This window comes from Clostridium cellulovorans 743B (assembly GCF_000145275.1).
Taxonomy (GTDB): Bacteria; Bacillota; Clostridia; order Clostridiales; family Clostridiaceae; genus Clostridium_K; species Clostridium_K cellulovorans.
The window spans coordinates 2,634,700-2,652,681 of sequence record NC_014393.1 but is presented as its reverse complement, the minus strand read 5'-3'; the positions used below and the strand labels follow the sequence as shown (position 1 = coordinate 2,652,681).

General features: G+C 30.8%; 17 protein-coding genes and 1 riboswitch. Of the genes, 16 read left to right on the top strand and 1 reads right to left on the bottom strand.

Annotated elements, in window-relative coordinates:
• Positions 1 to 510 precede the first annotated feature (510 nt).
• From CLOCEL_RS11210 to CLOCEL_RS11185, 6 genes are all read left to right on the top strand, one after another.
• Positions 511 to 1,992 (top strand): L-fucose/L-arabinose isomerase family protein, encoded by a 1,482-nt coding sequence (locus CLOCEL_RS11210; protein ID WP_010076797.1) that lies wholly within the window; start codon positions 511 to 513, stop codon positions 1,990 to 1,992.
• A gap of 180 nt (positions 1,993 to 2,172) precedes the next feature.
• The gene (locus CLOCEL_RS11205) at positions 2,173 to 2,580 is read left to right on the top strand and encodes a flavodoxin family protein (RefSeq protein WP_010076798.1); all 408 of its coding nucleotides are present in this window, start codon (positions 2,173 to 2,175) and stop codon (positions 2,578 to 2,580) included.
• A 25-nt stretch (positions 2,581 to 2,605) separates the two neighbouring features.
• Positions 2,606 to 3,697: a radical SAM/SPASM domain-containing protein gene (locus tag CLOCEL_RS11200; protein WP_010076799.1), complete on the top strand. Its 1,092-nt coding sequence runs from the start codon at positions 2,606 to 2,608 to the stop codon at positions 3,695 to 3,697.
• A 20-nt stretch (positions 3,698 to 3,717) separates the two neighbouring features.
• Complete coding sequence (locus tag CLOCEL_RS11195) at positions 3,718 to 4,392, top strand: response regulator transcription factor (protein ID WP_010076800.1); 675 nt, start codon at positions 3,718 to 3,720, stop codon at positions 4,390 to 4,392.
• Positions 4,389 to 5,435, top strand: a complete 1,047-nt coding sequence (locus CLOCEL_RS11190) for a sensor histidine kinase (protein ID WP_010076801.1) — start codon at positions 4,389 to 4,391, stop codon at positions 5,433 to 5,435. The genes CLOCEL_RS11195 and CLOCEL_RS11190 overlap by 4 nt, the downstream gene beginning before the upstream one ends.
• Positions 5,436 to 5,534: 99 nt before the next feature.
• The gene (locus tag CLOCEL_RS11185; protein WP_010076802.1) at positions 5,535 to 6,338 is read left to right on the top strand and encodes a nitroreductase family protein; all 804 of its coding nucleotides are present in this window, start codon (positions 5,535 to 5,537) and stop codon (positions 6,336 to 6,338) included.
• 211 nt (positions 6,339 to 6,549) lie between these two features.
• Here CLOCEL_RS11185 and CLOCEL_RS11180 read toward each other — a convergent pair whose 3' ends face one another.
• The gene (locus CLOCEL_RS11180; protein WP_010076803.1) at positions 6,550 to 7,941 is read right to left on the bottom strand and encodes a hypothetical protein; all 1,392 of its coding nucleotides are present in this window, start codon (positions 7,939 to 7,941) and stop codon (positions 6,550 to 6,552) included.
• A 312-nt stretch (positions 7,942 to 8,253) separates the two neighbouring features.
• Positions 8,254 to 8,445: riboswitch (cobalamin riboswitch) on the top strand.
• Between the two features lie 282 nt (positions 8,446 to 8,727).
• Between CLOCEL_RS11180 and cbiD the strand changes: the two genes are divergently transcribed.
• The 10 genes from cbiD (at position 8,728) to cbiB (ending at position 17,981) form a co-directional block, all read left to right on the top strand.
• Entirely contained in the window at positions 8,728 to 9,804 is a 1,077-nt protein-coding gene (cbiD, locus tag CLOCEL_RS11175) for a cobalt-precorrin-5B (C(1))-methyltransferase CbiD (RefSeq protein WP_010076804.1), read from the top strand.
• Positions 9,801 to 11,015, top strand: a complete 1,215-nt coding sequence (locus CLOCEL_RS11170) for a bifunctional cobalt-precorrin-7 (C(5))-methyltransferase/cobalt-precorrin-6B (C(15))-methyltransferase (RefSeq protein ID WP_010076805.1) — start codon at positions 9,801 to 9,803, stop codon at positions 11,013 to 11,015. The genes cbiD and CLOCEL_RS11170 overlap by 4 nt, the downstream gene beginning before the upstream one ends.
• A 66-nt stretch (positions 11,016 to 11,081) precedes the next feature.
• Positions 11,082 to 11,783: a precorrin-2 C(20)-methyltransferase gene (cobI, locus tag CLOCEL_RS11165; RefSeq protein ID WP_010076806.1), complete on the top strand. Its 702-nt coding sequence runs from the start codon at positions 11,082 to 11,084 to the stop codon at positions 11,781 to 11,783.
• On the top strand, positions 11,783 to 12,532 hold the full coding sequence (cobM, locus tag CLOCEL_RS11160; RefSeq protein ID WP_010076807.1) for a precorrin-4 C(11)-methyltransferase: 750 nt from the start codon (positions 11,783 to 11,785) through the stop codon (positions 12,530 to 12,532). The genes cobI and cobM overlap by 1 nt, the downstream gene beginning before the upstream one ends.
• Positions 12,529 to 13,533 (top strand): cobalt-precorrin 5A hydrolase, encoded by a 1,005-nt coding sequence (gene cbiG, locus CLOCEL_RS11155; RefSeq protein WP_010076808.1) that lies wholly within the window; start codon positions 12,529 to 12,531, stop codon positions 13,531 to 13,533. Before cobM ends, cbiG begins: the two co-directional genes overlap by 4 nt.
• A gap of 135 nt (positions 13,534 to 13,668) precedes the next feature.
• A complete protein-coding gene (locus tag CLOCEL_RS11150; RefSeq protein ID WP_010076809.1) occupies positions 13,669 to 14,028 on the top strand; it encodes a sirohydrochlorin chelatase in 360 nt (119 codons plus the stop codon).
• Positions 14,022 to 14,792 (top strand): precorrin-6A reductase, encoded by a 771-nt coding sequence (cobK, locus tag CLOCEL_RS11145; protein ID WP_010076810.1) that lies wholly within the window; start codon positions 14,022 to 14,024, stop codon positions 14,790 to 14,792. The genes CLOCEL_RS11150 and cobK overlap by 7 nt, the downstream gene beginning before the upstream one ends.
• The gene (locus CLOCEL_RS11140; protein WP_010076811.1) at positions 14,771 to 16,159 is read left to right on the top strand and encodes a cobyrinic acid a,c-diamide synthase CobB; all 1,389 of its coding nucleotides are present in this window, start codon (positions 14,771 to 14,773) and stop codon (positions 16,157 to 16,159) included. Before cobK ends, CLOCEL_RS11140 begins: the two co-directional genes overlap by 22 nt.
• The gene (gene cobJ / locus CLOCEL_RS11135; protein ID WP_010076812.1) at positions 16,156 to 16,893 is read left to right on the top strand and encodes a precorrin-3B C(17)-methyltransferase; all 738 of its coding nucleotides are present in this window, start codon (positions 16,156 to 16,158) and stop codon (positions 16,891 to 16,893) included. The genes CLOCEL_RS11140 and cobJ overlap by 4 nt, the downstream gene beginning before the upstream one ends.
• Before the next feature lie 125 nt (positions 16,894 to 17,018).
• Positions 17,019 to 17,981: an adenosylcobinamide-phosphate synthase CbiB gene (gene cbiB, locus CLOCEL_RS11130; protein WP_010076813.1), complete on the top strand. Its 963-nt coding sequence runs from the start codon at positions 17,019 to 17,021 to the stop codon at positions 17,979 to 17,981.
• Position 17,982 lies beyond the last annotated feature (1 nt).

Sequence of the window (17,982 nt, the reverse complement as noted above, 5' to 3'; positions counted from 1 at the left end):
ATATGAGACAATAGGATAGGACTGCCTAAAATCATGGTATAAATATCCTTTTAATGAAAACTTATCTGCTAGCACAACAGGTTAATTTAAGTAGTAACTAAAAGTTTTTATAATAAAACTGTAGTTTATATAAAAAAGTTAAGTGAGAACTCATAATAAAGTGAGTTCTTATTTTTTAAGTAAAAACAGTTGAAAATTTAGGTAAATTATTTATGCAGTCTTTATAATAGAAACCCATTTTGATCTTCAAAGTTTTATTAAAACGGTTTATGTAATGTTAAAAGAATATATCTGAACTACATTAAACTATAGGTGAATATAAGGATTTATATCTTTCAAAAAGTTTTATTTCATTATTTTATTTATTATTTTACGTTACGTTAATATAATTGTGAAAAAGATTTCAAAAAGATATTGATGAAAATGAAAAAGGGAAGTAAAATAGACTTATTAAACCGGATTTAAAAAGCAAAGAAGAGATAACTTATTAATTTATCGGAGGAATAGAAAATGAAAAACATACCAGAAATAAAATTAGGCATTGTGGCAGTAAGCAGAGATTGTTTCCCAATGGAATTATCTGCTAGTCGCAGAAAAGCTGTAGTAAAAGCTTATAAAGAAATAAGTGGAGATATTTTTGAATGTCCTACAACCGTAGAAAATGAAAAACATATGGAACAAGCTTTAAAAGAAGTTAAAGAAGCAGGTGTAAATGCATTAGTAGTATACCTTGGAAATTTTGGACCTGAAACTTCAGAAACTTTGCTTGCAAAATATTTTGATGGACCAGTTATGTTTGTTGCTGCTGCTGAAGAAAGTGGGGACAACCTAATCAATGGACGTGGAGATGCTTATTGTGGAATGTTAAATGCAAGCTATAATTTGGCATTACGTAATATAAAAGCATATATTCCTGAATATCCTGTAGGAACAGCTATTGAAGTTGCAGATATGGTTAAAGAATTTGTTCCTGTTGCTACTGCTTTACTTGGACTTAAAAATTTAAAAATTATTTCTTTTGGACCTCGGCCACAAGACTTTTTAGCTTGCAATGCACCAATAAAGCAATTATATAATCTTGGTGTTGAAATTGAAGAAAATTCAGAACTTGATTTATATGCAGCTTTTAATGCACATGCTAATGATCCAAGAATTCCAGAAGTAATAGCTAGTATGGAACAAGAACTAGGTGAAGGAAATAAAATGCCTGGTATATTACCTAAACTTGCTCAGTACGAAGTTACTTTGCTTGATTGGATGGAAGAACATAAGGGTTCAAGAGAATTTGTTGTTTTTGCAAACAAATGTTGGCCATCTTTTCAAACTCAATTCGGATTCGTCCCATGTTATGTTAACAGTCGTTTAGCAGCAATGGGAATACCTGTTGCTTGTGAAGTTGATATTTTTGGTGCTTTAAGTGAATATATAGGAACTTGTGTAAGTCAAGATGTAGTAACATTACTTGATATAAATAATTCAGTGCCAGCTGACATGTACGAAGCAGAAATCAAAGGTAACTTTGATTATACTTTAAAAGATACATTCATGGGCTTCCATTGTGGTAATACAGCTGCATGTAAGTTAACAAGTGGAACTATGAAAAATCAAATGATTATGGCAAGAGCTTTAGAACCAAATCAAGAACCAAATATAACTCGTGGTACTCTAGAAGGAGATATTGTTCCTGGCGATATAACTTTCTTCCGTTTACAGAGCAATGCTGAGGCAGAGTTAACAGCATATGTTGCTGAAGGCGAAGTTCTTCCAGTTGCTACTCGTTCCTTTGGAGCTATAGGTATTTTTGCAATTCCTGAAATGGCGAGATTCTACCGTCATGTGTTAATTGAAAAGAGATATCCTCACCATGGAGCTGTTGCATTTGGACATCACGGAAAAGCAATTTATAGTTTATTTAAATACCTAGGTGTTAATGATCTATGCTTTAATCAACCAAAAGGGATGCTTTATAAAACTGAAAATCCTTTCAAGTAATATCATTAGGGTTTTGAGACAAAAGTAAATTAAAATAATTAAGGTTCTAGAATCAGTTGTTAACTGATTCTAGAACCTTTGTTGGTTTAGTTAGATAATTTTCATTTGGTCACATTTAGGTCATATACAATGGTTATAATCTCCTCATATATTAAATAATTATTTAAGGAGATGCTTATTATGAATATAGAAGTACGATATTTATCAAAATCAGGGAATACAAAAAAAGTGGCAGATGCTATAGCTAGTGAATTAGGAATTGTAGCACAACCAATTACTAGAGGAGTTTCAAAAAACACTGATATACTTTTTATAGGTGGAGCATTATATTGGGCAGGAATTGATAGTGATTTAAAGAAATTTATAATGAACCTAGATAGTAGTGTTAAAAAGGTTGCAGTTTTCAGCACGGCATCAATAGCAAAGTCTGCTTATCCAGAAATGAAAAAGCTATTAGAATCTAGGGGTATTAATGTTTGTAGTGATGAATTTCACTGCAGAGGAGAGTTTATGAAACTTCATAAAAATAGACCTAACCAAGAGGATCTAATTTTAGCCAAGAAGTTTGCTAGAGATATAGTTAAATAATTATCATGGATATAGGAGTAAAGAAATGAGAGAGAATTTTAATTTAGCTGAATATATGAGTAATGGTATTGAAAATGTTGTAAAGGGAATAGTAAAAGCGTCCTTTAAAAATCCAAAGGAAACAGCTTTTATCCTAAAGTATGCTTTAGCAAGTAAAGAAGCTAAAAAGAAAAGAATGGAATTCATAGATATTGGTGAAAACATCCCAGGATTTCTAATTGCCAGCATAACAAGCAGTTGTAATTTATTTTGCAAGGGTTGTTATGCAAGAGCTAATAAGTCCTGTGGAGAAGATATCCATAAAATACAATTGCCTTCTGAAAGATGGTCTGGAATTTTTAATGAAGCTAAAGAACTTGGAATTTCATTTATACTCCTTGCAGGTGGTGAACCATTAATGCAAAGAGATATAATTGAGAAAGCAGCTGAAATAAAAGAAATTATGTTTCCTATTTTCACTAATGGAACAATGATTAATGATGAATATATAAAGTTATTTGATAAAAATAGAAATCTCGTTCCTATATTAAGTATAGAAGGAAATGAGGAGCAAACTGATAGAAGACGCGGTATAGGAACCTATAAAATGTTGATGGAAGTAATGAATAAACTAAAGGAAAAAGGAATATTATTTGGTTCATCAGTTACTGTAACTAAAGAAAATCTTAGTACTGTGACAAGTAAAGCATTCTTCAATAAGTTATATAAAAAGGGATGTAAAGCGATGATTTTTGTCGAATATGTTCCTGTGTCAGATGGAACGCAAAACCTAGCACCAGGCAATAGAGAACGCAAAATTTTAGAGGATGAGCAGCAAAAGCTTAGAGATGAATATAAAGATGCTATTTTTCTGTCTTTTCCTGGTGACGAAAAATATTCTGGTGGTTGTCTAGCCGCAGGTAGGGGATTTTTTCATATAAGTGTTGATGGCTCTGCGGAACCATGCCCATTTTCACCATATTCGGATACTAATTTAGCAGAATGTACGTTAAGAGAAGCGATAAATTCGCCTTTGTTTGATAAGCTAAATAAATCAGGAATGCTTCTTTCTGAACATGCAGGCGGCTGCGTTCTTTTTGAAAAGGAGCAAGAAGTAAAAGAACTTATGAACCTTTAGAGAGGAATGAAAGACTTAAAATGTTTCATGTACTGATTGTAGAAGATAATACAAATATAAGAAAGCTTATGATAGCTCGCCTTGAGAAGGAGGGCTATAAAATTTTTGATGCAGAAGATGGAATAAAGGCATTACAGATTCTTGATAGCTATCATATAGATCTAATTATTAGTGATATAATGATGCCAAATATGGACGGATATGAACTAACTATGAGTTTAAGGGAATCTCAGTATAACATGCCTATTTTAATGATTACAGCTAGAGAAAGTTATGAAGATAAGGAAAAAGGTTTTTTATTTGGTGCTGATGATTATATGGTAAAACCTATTAATTTGAATGAGATGGTTTTAAGAGTTGCTGCTTTGCTTAGGCGCTCAAAAATCGTATCAGAGCACAAGCTTCAAATTGGAGATATAGTTTTAAATTATGATACTCTTTCTATAACTACTAAGGATACTGTATATGAACTACCCAAAAAAGAATTTTATTTATTATTTAAACTTTTAAGTTATCCAAAAAAAATTTTTACTCGTCAACAATTAATGGATGAAATTTGGGGAATGGATGTAGACATTGATGAGAGAACCGTTGATAGCCATATCAAGAAACTTCGAAAAAAATTTGAACATATTGATGAGTTTAAAATAATAACAATTAGAGGATTAGGATATAAAGCGGAGAAGTATGTATGAATGTATTTTCAAAATCAATTAGAACTAAGTTTACTTTAATATTTATAGGTATATTATGCTTTTCTTGTGTAACTTCTTTTGGAATCTCTCTTATGTTAAATTATAGTTTATCTAAACTACATTATATTAATGATAATTTGAAGGAAACATTACTTTTATCAATAACACTAGTGATTTGTGCTTTAATCGGTTCTATACTTGTGTTTTTTGTAACAAAACTCATTATAAAGCCATTAAAGAAGTTAAGCGAAAGCACCAAAGAAATTGCAAAGGGAAACTTTGACATAAATATTCTTTATGATAGTGAGGATGAACTAGGTATCCTAGCTAAGAACTTCAATTTAATGGCAAAGGAATTGAAAAATATTGAATATCTCCAGAAAGATTTTATAGTTAATGTTTCTCATGAATTTAAAACACCTATTGCATCTATTCAAGGATTTGTTGAAATAATTAAGGACAAAAGTCTACCTGAAACTAAATTTGATGAATATACAGATATCATAATAGAGGAAACAAAGAGGCTCAGTAATTTATCTACAAATATCTTAAGATTATCTCGATTAGATTCTCAAATGATTTCTAAAAATAGAGTAATCTTTTCTCTGGATGAGCAATTAAGAAAAACACTTTTACTATTAGAAGACCAATGGTCTCTAAAAAATTTAGAGTTAGAAATTAATTTAGAGAAAGTTAATTATATAGGAGATGAAGAGTTAATTCAACAAATATGGGTAAATATTCTTGGGAATGCTATTAAATTTTCTTATGACAATGGAACTATAAGCGTTAAGTTGAAAGACAATCCCTCATCAGTTATCGTAGAAATAGCTGATCAAGGTATTGGAATTTCAGAAGAAATAGAAAACCATGTTTTTGAGAAGTTTTATCAAGGAGATACTTCACATTCAAAGGAAGGTAACGGACTAGGACTTGCGATAGTGAAAAGAATAATTGAAATCTGTAATGGAACTATTTATTTTAAAACAAAGTATGGTAAAGGTACGACCTTTACTGTTACGTTACCGAAAGAATTTGAATAAAAGATAAAATTAGTAGAAGCTAATTTTAGAAATATATTTTAATGGTTACTAGTTTAATGATAGAATTATTGCATATGATATGGTTTAGGAGCTGATAGTATGATTTTGTATAACAAACCAATTAATGAGATTATTGAAGAAAGAACTTCTGTAAGAGGATATAAGGGAAAGCTCGAGGCAGATGTAAAAGAAAAGCTTATAAGTTATCTAAAAAATTTAGATGGCCCTTTCAAAGGGAAAATTCGTTATGCGTTTGTCGATATGGATTTCGATACTACCAAGGATTTAAAACTTGGAACATACGGTGTTGTTAAAGGTGCAACTTCATATTTAGTTTGTATTTTAGAACAAGAAAGTCAAGAACAAGATAAAGTTGAACTTGGCTACGAAGTTGAATCCTTTATACTATACTGCACGTCTTTAGGTATCGGTTCTTGTTGGATGGGAGGAACATTTAACAAGAGTAACTTTGCTAAAGCTGTTAACTTAAAAGAAAATGAGATAATTTTAATTGTAAGTCCATTAGGATATCCTAGAGAAAAGAAATCCTTTATGGAAAAGGCTATGGTAGCAGTTGCAGGTTCTAAAAATAGAAAGCTTTGGAATGAATTGTTTTTTGATAGAAATTTAAGCAAACCATTAAAAAAAGAAGATGCAGGGAAGTATTCTCAAGCGTTAGAAATGGTTAGAAAAGCGCCTTCAGCTATGAATAAACAACCTTGGAGAATTATTAAGGTAGATGATAGTTTTTATTTTCATATAGCGGAAGGAAGACATTATGGTTTAGAGTGTGTGGATATAGGTATAGCAATGTGCCATTTTGATATGACCTTAAAAGAACAAGGAATCAATGGAAAGTGGACGAAAGAAGAAGTTAATGTCATTAAATGGGAAGTTATCTAGACTCGGTTATAATCAATAATACTCTGAAATTTAGCTTAGTGTATTTAAATACGTAAAAACCCCTGAGTGTTAGGAGGCTTTTCCTATTAATCAGAGGTTTTTACATATTCATAAGAATAATTATATAAGTTCCAGAATTGATTCTATATTAAGAATATAAAAATGTTTATGTTTACCTTATACAATACATAAAATTAGGATAGTATAATAATTAAAATGAATAATATCCATCATCCGCACACTTCCAATAGGTGGTTTTATCAGGATCAGGACCTAAATCATAAATTTGAGTTTCTTTTGTAATTAAAACTTCTTTAGAAACATATTCATCTTGAGCATTAATACCAGTTACTTCTCCTATATTATGAGGCTCATAATAAATTCCAAAATCCTCATCATAACTTAATGGGTTTGCATTAAAGTTGTCGTTGTGAGATTCTTCAGGAGAGTAGGATTCATTATGTTCAAAAGCAATTCTATCTAAGATTTCGGTGATATCATCTCCACTTTCCAAGTCTTGTCTTATATTAAACATATCAAACTCTGAGAATTCTTCTTTTGCATATAAACTCACATCTATTCCTGCTTCTAATCCCTTAAATATTTCTTGCATTTGCTTTAAGTTAAACTCTTCCTTTGCATAGTAACTAACTTCTAAACCCATTAGCAGTCCTTGTAATATTAAGTTCATTCTTTTTATATCAAATTGCGATTTTGCGTATAACTCAACTTGCAAGCCATTCTGTAGGCCCATTAAAATAAGTCTCATCTGAGCTTGGTCATATTCAGGTTTATTATATAATGTAACATCTACACCTTTTTCTAGACCTAATCTTATTTTATCCATTTGATAAACAGTAAATTTAGGGTCTGCATAATATGATACATTTAATCTTTTTTCTAATCCATTTATTATTCTATAAATCTGATCTACACTAAATTTTCGCTTTATATAATATAAAACATCAAAACCTTTTTCAAGAGCAACTCTAATAACTTGCATTTGATAATTATCAAACTCGTATTTTGCATATATAGAAACATCTAAACCTTTTTCGAGTCCAAGTCTTATTTCTTCCATTTGGGAACTAGAAAATTCAGCTTTAGCGTAAATTGACGCATTTAGTTTTTTTTCGAGTCCAAGACGTATTTGTTCCATTTGATACTTTTTAAATTCTTCTTTTGCATATATGGAGGTATCGATATTTTTTTCAAGACCTAATCGAATTTCTTCCATCTGAAATCTATTTAAACTTACTTTTGCATAAATTTTCACATCTAAACCTTTTTCAAGTCCAAGCCTTATTTCTTCCATCTTATAACTGTGAAACTCAGGCTTTGCATAATATTTAACATCGAGACCTTTTCTTAATCCAAGGCGTATTTGCTCCATTTGTCTCCAAGTGAAAGTCAATGAACAATACCAACTAATATCTAAATGTTCATAAAGGCCTTTTCTTATTTGATCCATTTGATATGCATTAAATTTAGGGTTACAATAAGTTGATATGTCCAAATTATCTTTCTTTCCCAAATTTATTTGATTTAATTGATACATATCATATGAATTTTTGCTCTTCATATCTTCATTAGTGTTCTCCATAATATTTATAACCACCTTTTTCATATATGAATTTTATAGTATTATGAAACGTTTACTCTATACTTTATTATGTATTTTTATAGTTTTAATGTCAAGATATTTCTTTTTTCGACGAATAGATGTAATTATATAACTTTTATATTTAGAAAAAACACCGTTATTATAAAATAGGCGACATATAGAATTTAAAATTATAGATATATTTTTTACAAATTTTTATCGAAAATGAAATCCTTACAATTCATTTACATTCTGTATGGTTTATAAATCTTGACATACTATTAATTTGCAGTATAATATCATAAAAGGGAAAAACTTAATAGTTTCTTAAGTGCCTCTATAAATATTTATAGGATAATAGGGAAGTTGGGTGAAGATCCCACGCGGTACCGCCACTGTAAACGAGGAGTTATGTCATAATATACCACTGGAAATATATTCTGGGAAGGTTGATATTAATGATGATACGTAAGCCAGAAGACCTGCTTAAGAACGTGAATTCTAAAATCTACGGTTTATAGATATTAGATACTTGTGATTTATATATATTACTTTATAATTTTCACAAAATTTAGTCTAAGCTAAATTATTGACTGAAATAATAAAGAGAAATTTAGTATTTATTAATTACAATTAGGGCAGTAAAAATGGGCTGCACTTTTTTGCATCGGTGAAAAAGTGTGGCTTTTGTATTTTTTAAAATAGAAAAATATATTGACCATAGATTCTAAGAATTAATGTAGCTATACAATTAAATATAAATAATCAAAGAAAAAGGAAATCTATATGAAGATACTAAGAAAAGGTATAACAACAGGAACTTGTGCTGCTGCTGCAACTAAAGCAGTTGCATTATGGCAAAGCACAGGAAATTGTCCTAGTTCTGTGAAAGTTATAGTTCCAGCTGGTTATGAGATAGAACTGGAAATCAAGAAATTAAATAATGGTTGTTGCGGTGTTATTAAAGATGCAGGAGATGACCCTGATGTAACTGATAAGATGATGATTATATCGAAAGTGAGAATTTTTAATGAAAATGGACTAATAACTTACAAAGCTGGAGAAGGTGTTGGCATTGTTACTGTAGATGGGCTAAAGGTACAGAAAGGTGAACCAGCCATTAATCCAGTTCCTAGAAAACAGATTGAAGATGAATTAAGAAAGATTATTGGTGATAAATGCGCAGAAGTAACCATATCTATTTCCGGTGGAGAGGAAGTTGCAAAGAAGACTTTTAATCCTAAGATGGGCATAGTGGGAGGTTTATCTATCATTGGCACTACTGGCATTGTAAGACCTATGAGTGAAGAAGCTATGAAGGATTCTATAGCATTAGAATTACAGATGAAAAAAGCTCAAGGAACTGATTCTATGTGTTTTGTCATAGGAGCTTCTGGTGAGAAATCATTAAACCAACTAAATATAAGGATAAAATGGATTACCCATGTAAGCAATTATATTGGAGCTATGCTTGATGTAGCAGAAGAATTAGGTTATAAACATATTTTAATTTGGGGTTTTGGAGGAAAACTTATAAAACTTGCAGCAAATATTATGAATACACATAGTCATGTTGCTGAAGGACGCCGTGAAATTTTATGCACTGTTGCTGCTTTAAAAGGAGCAGATAGAGATGCAATATTAGAGCTTTATAACAGCCCCAACATTAGCGAAGCCATAAGGATTGCAAAGAAATATAATTTACATAATATGTGGCAAGATATAGTTGAGGAGGCTTCAAAGAATTGTATTTTAAGAACACATAATAAGATTGAAGTGGCTGTAGTATTTTTAGAGAATGATAGCACGATTTTGGCTAAAAGTAATAATTATCATCGTGTTTTAAAGGAGTTGGAACAATGAAAAAGGTAACAGTAGTTGGATTGGGACCTGGAGATATAAAATATCTTTCCATAGCTGCAAAAGAAGTAATTGAAAATGCTGATTACATAGTTGTTTCAAAGCGCTATAAAAACTTATTTAATAAAAAGAATACTTTTTTTATGGGCAATATTAAAGAAACTTTAGATTTAATAGATAGTTTAGCTTTAAAGGGAGCTGTAGCCGTTTTGGTTTCTGGTGATCCTTTACTTCATAGTCTTTTCAATACCATAAAAAATAATTTAAAAGATATAGAGATAGATATAGTCCCTGGAATAAGTTCTATGCAGCTTCTGGGAGCGAGAATTGGAGAAACTATTGAAGATGTTAAAATTGTAAGTGCCCATGGTTTAGAAGTAACTAGTGGTAGCTTAGCTATGGCTGTTTCAGAAAATAAAAAAACTTTCGTATTATGTAGTAGCGTTAATAATCCAAGTTGGATTTGTAATAGTCTTTTGAGCTATGGTATTAATCACGTTAAAATTTGCGTAGGATCAAGACTATCTTATGAAGATGAGCTAATAAATATTGGTTTTCCAAATGAAATTGTAGAGAAGAATTATGACTCCTTAACAGCGGTAATGATAATAAATAATAATCCTCAAAAAGTTTTAATGCAAGGTTTTTTAAGTGATAAAGACTTTATAAGGGATGATACGCCGATGACTAAAGAAAATGTTAGATTAATAGCTATACATAAATTAAAACTATCTCAGGATAATATTGTTTGGGATATTGGTGCTGGTACTGGAAGTATCGCTGTAGAAGTAGCAAGGCAATGCCATTTCGGACAAGTTCATGCGATTGAGATGAAGAAAAAAGCACTGGAGCTAATTTATAAAAATAGAGAGAAATTTAACCTTGAGGCTAACTTAATCATTCATGAAGGAAGAGCAATTGATGTTATAAAAGACTTACCAATACCAGATGTTGTTTTTATAGGTGGTGCTAATGGTGAGATTGAAGCAATAATTGATATTCTAAGAAGTTTTAAAAAGAGTATACGAATCGTTATTTCCGCTGTAACAATAGAAACCTTGTCACTAGCTTCATCACTTCTAGTGAAAGAAGATTTTTCTGATTTTGAAGTTACACAAGTTTCTATAAGTGAAAGTAGAAAGCTTGGAAAATATACCTTAATGGAAGCCAATAATCCAGTGCACTTAATAAGTGCTACATTAAATTCAGTATAGGTGCAAAGTGCAATGATAAGAAATCCAAATAATAAAGGTTTTAAATATATCTAAGGAGCGGTAAAGATGGAAGGAAAACTCTACGGTGTTGGTGTCGGACCAGGAGAAGCAGAACTTATGACTATAAAAGCGAAAAGGATTTTAGACCAAGTACCTATTATAGCTGTTCCTGTGAAGTCTATTGGCGAGGATAGTACAGCATTAAACATTATAAAAGAGATTATTGATATTAAGGAAAAGGAAATTCTAGAAGTGGAATTTTCTATGGATAAAAATAAAGAAAAAAGGGAAGCATCAAGAAAAAATGCAATAAACTTGATTAAGGATAAACTAAAAGAGGGTAAAGATATTGCTATGATTACTCTGGGGGATGTATCTATTTATAGTACTTATATGTATATAAATAATTCTATAAAGGAAGCAGGATACTTAACTGAGATAATACCAGGAATTACTTCATTTAGTGCAATAGCTGCTAAAGCCCAAATTTCCTTAGCAGAAGGTAATGAAACCCTTGCTATAATACCAGCAGTAAAGGATAATACAAATCTTGCTGAAATTTTTAGAAGCTATGATAACGTCGTAATGATGAAAGCTGCTGGAAGTATTAAAAATATTAATCAATGCTTAGAAGAAAATTTTAAAGATTACAGTGCACTAGTAGCTAGTAAATGCGGATTTGAAGATGAATACATTGGAAAAGTAGATTTGGAAAGAGAAAATAGTTATTTTACAACGATGATAATAAAAAAAGGTGGTACAAAGTAATGGTGTATTTTATTGGAGCAGGTCCTGGAGATCCTGAACTTATAACTGTTAAAGGTAAAAAGATTATTGATACAGCAGATGTAATAATTTATGCAGGTTCTTTAGTAAATAAAGACGTTTTTAAAGATTCAAAACCTGATGCCATTGTGTATAATAGTGCGTCTATGACTTTGGAACAAGTTATTGAGGTAATGAAAAAAGCTGAAGCTGAAGGTAAAGTTACAGCAAGAATTCACACTGGAGACCCATCAATTTTCGGAGCGATAAGAGAACAAATGGATGCTTTAGAAAGGTTAGGTATAGAATATTGTAATATACCAGGAGTTAGTTCTTTTTTAGCAGTAGCGTCATCATTAAAAAAAGAATACACTCTTCCAGGTGTTACACAAACAGTAATATTGACAAGAATTGAAGGTAGAACCCCAGTACCTAAAAAGGAAAGCATAAAAAATTTGGCTACACATAATGCTACAATGATAATATTTTTAAGCGTCGGACAAATAGAACAGTTAGTACAAGAATTATATGAGTCCTATAGAGAAGATACTCCAGTTGCTGTTGTTTATAAAGCTTCTTGGACTGATGAACTGATTGTAAAAGGAACTCTTAGTGATATAGCTATAAAGGTAAAAGAAGCTGGAATTAAAAAAACAGCACTAGTAGTTGTTGGAGATTTTTTAGGTAATGAGTATCAGTTATCAAAACTTTACGACAAAAGTTTTTCTCATGAGTTTAGGAGTGCAGAATGAAAATAGCATTTTTTTCTCTTACTAATGAAGGAGAAAATTTAGCAAAGAAAATATCTAGTCAGTTAGGTGGAGATCTATACAATAAGGATAACTTTAAAGAAAATGTCCAAAGTTCATGGAATCAATACGATAGCTTAGTATTTATCATGGCTACAGGCATTGTAGTTAGAGTTATTGCAAGTTTACTAGAACACAAAGCCAAAGATCCAGCAGTAATCGTAATAGATCAAAAGGGTAAACATGTTATCAGCTTATTGTCTGGTCATCTTGGTGGAGCAAATGAAATTGCTAGAAATATAGCAAAGGTAATATCAGCAACACCTGTAATAACTACAGCAACAGATATAACTAATACCATAGCCTTTGATTTATTTGCAAAAGAAAATAATTCTGTAATAGAAAATATAGAAGACCTCAAATATATAAGTGCCGACTTAATTGAAGGAAAAGTTGTAGATTTTATAACAGAATATCAGGTAGAAGGCTTAAAGGCTACTGATAATATAAATACTCTAGTTGATAATTCTACTTACAATTCACAGAATAACAAAGTTGTTTTTGACATAGGAAAAAAATTTCAAAGTGAAAATCATGTTTTATATATTAGACCAAAATCTGTAGTACTTGGAGTTGGTTGCAAAAAAAATATTAGTACTGAAGAGATGCTTTTAGCTGTGGAGGATTTTTTAGAGAAAAATCAAGTATCGCCATTATCCATTGGGACTATAGCCACAATAGCACTTAAAGAAAAAGAGATAGCTATTAATACTTTATGTGAAAAATATAAAGCTGATTTATATATAGCTGATTATGAAGAAATTGAAACAATAAATTATGAAATTGAAACATCAGAGTTTGTGAAATCTGTTACTGGTGTTGGTTCTGTTGCTGAAGCCAGTGCTTATATAGCATCAAATAAAGGAAAAATTCTTAAAGGAAAAACAAAGTACAAGGGAATAACCCTAGCATTAGCTATGAAAAGCATTATATATAAATTTTAAAGTTTTAGCTTTTCATATATAAATTTAGATGAAGAATCATTAGTTTATTGATATGTCTTAGAGATTTAATGAAGTTTTACTAACTGAACCTATATATGTATAAAAAATAGTATATAAAAGAGAGGAACTGAAGAAATGGAAGGAATAATTATATTAGCGCATGGAAGTAAGAAAAAGGATACAGAAGAAATAGCACAATCTTTAGCAAGAAAAGTTAAAATAAACTTCCAAGACCCAATAAAGCTAGCTTTTTTACAATTATCTGATTCTACTATAGAAAAGGCAGTTGCTGAATTGTATGAAACAGGAGTAAGGGTATTTAAAATTGTTCCAATGTTTATTTTTGATGGAATTCACATAACTGAGGATATTCCTTCAGAATTAGATAGGATTAAAGATATCTATAAAGATATTACAATTAAACTTGGCAGATGTATCGGGGATGATGATAAGTTAGCTGAAATAGTTACAGAAAGAATAAATGAACTATGCTAAAAAATGCTAAAACAGATATTATAATAATCGCTGGAACTACTGAAGCAAGAGAACTAATAGAAAGTCTCGAAAAATATAACATTTCTATTCTTGCCACTGTGGCAACAGAAATGGGAGCACAGGCACTTAAAGGTACAAATGCAGAAATATATGAGAATAGGCTAGACTATAATGGTTTTGTTAAATTCTTTACAGATAGAAAACCATCCTGTGTTATAGATGCTTCTCATCCCTTTGCAGATATAGTAAGCAAAAATGTCAAAGCTGCTTGTGCTGAAAATAATATAAAATATATTAGATATCAAAGGCCAAAAGAGCTTTATGAATATGAAAAAATAATTCTAGCAAAGGATTCAAAGGATGCGGCCTTAAAAGCAAAAAATATTGAAGGAAATATACTTCTAACAACTGGGGTAAAAACCTTAGAAGATTATATGGATTTAATCGATGATTTTTTCAATAGAGTTTTTGTGAGAATTCTTGATAATAAAACATCAATCGATAAATGCAAGGGCCTAGGAATACAAGATGAACATGTTTTTTCATTGTCTCCACCTTTTTCGACAGAAGATAATATAAATCTAATTAAAAGGCTTAATGCAAAGGCTATAGTTACAAAAGACAGTGGGAAGGCTGGGGCTATAGAAGAAAAGATATTAGCTGCTAAAGCCATGGACATTCCAGTTATTCTTATACAAAGGCCAGCGGATTCTGGAGTAGGGGATTTAGATGAGGTGATAAGATGGGCAACAGAATCATTATAGCAGGAAGTAATAGTGGTTGTGGTAAAACTACCATAACAGCAGGAATCATTAAAGGATTTATTAATAGAGGACTAAATGTTGATAGTTATAAATGTGGCCCTGATTATATTGATCCTATGTTTCATAGTTATATTACAAAGAAGCCTTCGAGAAACCTAGACAGCTTCTTTTTAAATAAAAACGATTTGAACTATTTACTTTATAATACTTCTAAAGATGCGGATTTATCGATTATTGAAGGTGTTATGGGATTATACGATGGTCTTGCAATGACTACTAGAGCAAGTACATATGAAGTTGCGGAATATACGAATACTCCTATAATTGTAGTTATCAATGTTACAGGAATGGCAACAACGTTACTTTCAATTATAAAAGGAATCTTAGAATATCAAAAGGCAAAGCTTATAAAAGGCGTAATTTTAAATAATTGTAGTGCTGGTATGTATTCTATATTTAAAGACGCAATAGAACAAGAATTTGATATAAAGGTAGTAGGTTATGTACAGTTTAATGAAGAAATATCCTTAGATTCTAGACATTTAGGCTTGGTATTAGCTAAAGAAATTGAGGATTTAGACTGCAAACTTACAAAAGTAGGAGAAATGGCAGAAGCCACAATTGATTTAGATGAAATATACAAGATTTCTAAAGCTGCAGTTAACTTAGATTGTATAATACCTGATTTTCAAAAAACAATTAAAGAATTTACAAAATCAATGAAAGATAAGGTTAGAATAGCTGTTGCTTATGATAATGCTTTTTGCTTTTATTACAAGGATAACTTAGAATTACTAGAAAGATTAGGAGCAGAATTAGTATATTTTAGCCCTCTTAATGATGAATCTCTTCCAGAGGATATAGATGGTATATATATCGGTGGTGGTTATCCAGAATTATATCTAGAAAAGCTAAGTAGTAATAAAACAATGCTCGAAGAATTGAAAAACCTTGTTAAAGGTGAAATTCCTATCATTGCTGAGTGTGGTGGATATATGTATCTATCGAATTCAATAACTGGTAATACTGGAAACACTTATACCATGGTGGAAGGGATAGACTCCAATATATATATGACTAAAAACTTGAATCCACGTTTTGGATATATTACATTAGAGGCTAAATCAGATTCATTGATATTAAATGCAAATGAAAAAGCCAAAGGTCATGAATTTCATTACTCAAAGGATGATGGAAAATACCAAGGATTTACTATAACAAAGCCTAGTGGAAAGCAATGGAGTGATGTTGCAGCTAGTGAAACTAATTACTGTGGGTATCCTCATTTATACTTTTATAGTAATGTTAATATAGCCATAAATTTTATAAAAAAAGCACAAGATTATAGACGTGAGGGATTAATATGAAAAAAAATAAATTATTCGCTGTTGGTATAGGTCCTGGTGGAGAAGAACATATGACGCAAAAAGCATTAAAAGTTCTTGAGGAAGCCGATATTATTATCGGATATACAGCTTACATAGAATTAGTAAAAAAAATATTCCCTGAAAAAGAATACATTGCTACTGCAATGAAAAAAGAAATAGAACGCTGTAAAATCGCTGTTGAACAATCCTTAGAAGGTAAAACTGTTGCTATGGTTAGCAGTGGAGATAGTGGAATTTATGGAATGGCTGGGATACTCCTTCAGCTCGTTAATGCTCAAAAGGAAGCTATTGATTTTGAAGTAATACCAGGAGTTACTGCTGCAAATGCTGCAGCTGCAATTTTAGGTGCACCACTGATGCATGATTTTTCAGTTATAAGCCTTAGTGACTTAATGACACCACTGGACTTAATTATGAAAAGAGTTGAATGTAGTGCTGAAGGTGACTTTGTTATATGCTTGTACAATCCTAAAAGTAAAAAAAGAACTGATTATATAACAAAAGCTGCTGAAATAGTAGGTAAGTATAGAAGTGAGAATACACCGGTAGGAATTGTTCGAAATGCAGGTAGAGAAGATGAAAGCAGTGAAATAGTATCTCTTAAAGATATTGATAAAGCAAACATAGATATGTTTACTATTGTTATAATAGGAAATTCTCAAAGCTATATAGAAAATGGTAAAATCATAACACCAAGAGGATATAAGCTATAGACAAGTTTTTCTACATTAAAATTTTGTATTATATCTGAAGTTTTTAAGAAAACTCCTTCTGGATAATACTTTAAACAACTTATCGGTGAAGTGAGGAAATATAAGACAAAGAGGAGCAGAAAACTATGTCACTTACCATGAAGTTATTACTAGGCTTTATATTAGACTTAATTTTTGGAGATCCAATAAGCATACCGCATCCAGTAAGATATATTGGATGGTTAATAGGAAAATGTGAAAAAGTTTTAAGGCCTAAATTTAAAGATACAAAAAATGGACAAATTATAGCAGGTGGAATTACTACTTTATCTGTAGTTTCTATTTCTACGGGTGTTTGCTATTTAATTTTATTTCTTTTAGGATTAATCAATAACTATTTAAGAGATTTAGGTGAGATTATTATTATCTATCAGGTGTTAGCCACAAAATGCTTAAAGCAAGAAACTATGAAAGTATATAGTGAACTTAAAAATAATAATCTTCCTGAGGCAAGAATAAAGCTTAGTTACTTAGTAGGAAGAGATACTGAGCATCTAAATGAAGAAGCTGTTGCAAGAGCTACCGTAGAGACAATAGCAGAAAATACTTCTGATGGAGTAATCGCCCCTCTTCTTTTTATGGCAATTGGAGGTGCACCTTTTGGAATTTTATATAAAGCTATAAACACTTTAGATTCTTCAATAGGCTATAAAAATGACAAGTATTTGTATTTTGGAAGAATTGCAGCAAAATTAGATGATGTGGCTAACTTTTTACCTTCCAGAATAGCAGGAATTTTTCTGATTCTTGCAGCACTTTTTCTTGGCTATGATTTTAAAGAAGCTACAAGAATTTTCTTAAGAGATAGATATAATCACTCAAGTCCTAATAGTGCACAAACTGAAGCGGCTTGTGCAGGAGCTTTAGGTATTAAACTTGGAGGAGATAATTATTATTTTGGGAAGTTGGTACATAAAAAAACTATTGGAGATGCTAATAAAGCAATAGATTGCGAAACCATAAAAAAAGCAAATAACTTATTATACGGCACTTCAATAATAGCCATTGTTATTGTTTGTTTATTACGATATAGCGTGTTAATGAGATAAT

Coding starts and splice junctions, on each gene's coding strand:
- CLOCEL_RS11210 (WP_010076797.1), top strand. CDS start 511: ATGAAAAACATACCAGAAATAAAATTAGGCATTGTGGCAGTAAGCAGA.
- CLOCEL_RS11205 (WP_010076798.1), top strand. CDS start 2,173: ATGAATATAGAAGTACGATATTTATCAAAATCAGGGAATACAAAAAAA.
- CLOCEL_RS11200 (WP_010076799.1), top strand. CDS start 2,606: ATGAGAGAGAATTTTAATTTAGCTGAATATATGAGTAATGGTATTGAA.
- CLOCEL_RS11195 (WP_010076800.1), top strand. CDS start 3,718: ATGTTTCATGTACTGATTGTAGAAGATAATACAAATATAAGAAAGCTT.
- CLOCEL_RS11190 (WP_010076801.1), top strand. CDS start 4,389: ATGAATGTATTTTCAAAATCAATTAGAACTAAGTTTACTTTAATATTT.
- CLOCEL_RS11185 (WP_010076802.1), top strand. CDS start 5,535: ATGATTTTGTATAACAAACCAATTAATGAGATTATTGAAGAAAGAACT.
- CLOCEL_RS11180 (WP_010076803.1), bottom strand. CDS start 7,941: ATGGAGAACACTAATGAAGATATGAAGAGCAAAAATTCATATGATATG.
- cbiD (WP_010076804.1), top strand. CDS start 8,728: ATGAAGATACTAAGAAAAGGTATAACAACAGGAACTTGTGCTGCTGCT.
- CLOCEL_RS11170 (WP_010076805.1), top strand. CDS start 9,801: ATGAAAAAGGTAACAGTAGTTGGATTGGGACCTGGAGATATAAAATAT.
- cobI (WP_010076806.1), top strand. CDS start 11,082: ATGGAAGGAAAACTCTACGGTGTTGGTGTCGGACCAGGAGAAGCAGAA.
- cobM (WP_010076807.1), top strand. CDS start 11,783: ATGGTGTATTTTATTGGAGCAGGTCCTGGAGATCCTGAACTTATAACT.
- cbiG (WP_010076808.1), top strand. CDS start 12,529: ATGAAAATAGCATTTTTTTCTCTTACTAATGAAGGAGAAAATTTAGCA.
- CLOCEL_RS11150 (WP_010076809.1), top strand. CDS start 13,669: ATGGAAGGAATAATTATATTAGCGCATGGAAGTAAGAAAAAGGATACA.
- cobK (WP_010076810.1), top strand. CDS start 14,022: ATGCTAAAAAATGCTAAAACAGATATTATAATAATCGCTGGAACTACT.
- CLOCEL_RS11140 (WP_010076811.1), top strand. CDS start 14,771: ATGGGCAACAGAATCATTATAGCAGGAAGTAATAGTGGTTGTGGTAAA.
- cobJ (WP_010076812.1), top strand. CDS start 16,156: ATGAAAAAAAATAAATTATTCGCTGTTGGTATAGGTCCTGGTGGAGAA.
- cbiB (WP_010076813.1), top strand. CDS start 17,019: ATGTCACTTACCATGAAGTTATTACTAGGCTTTATATTAGACTTAATT.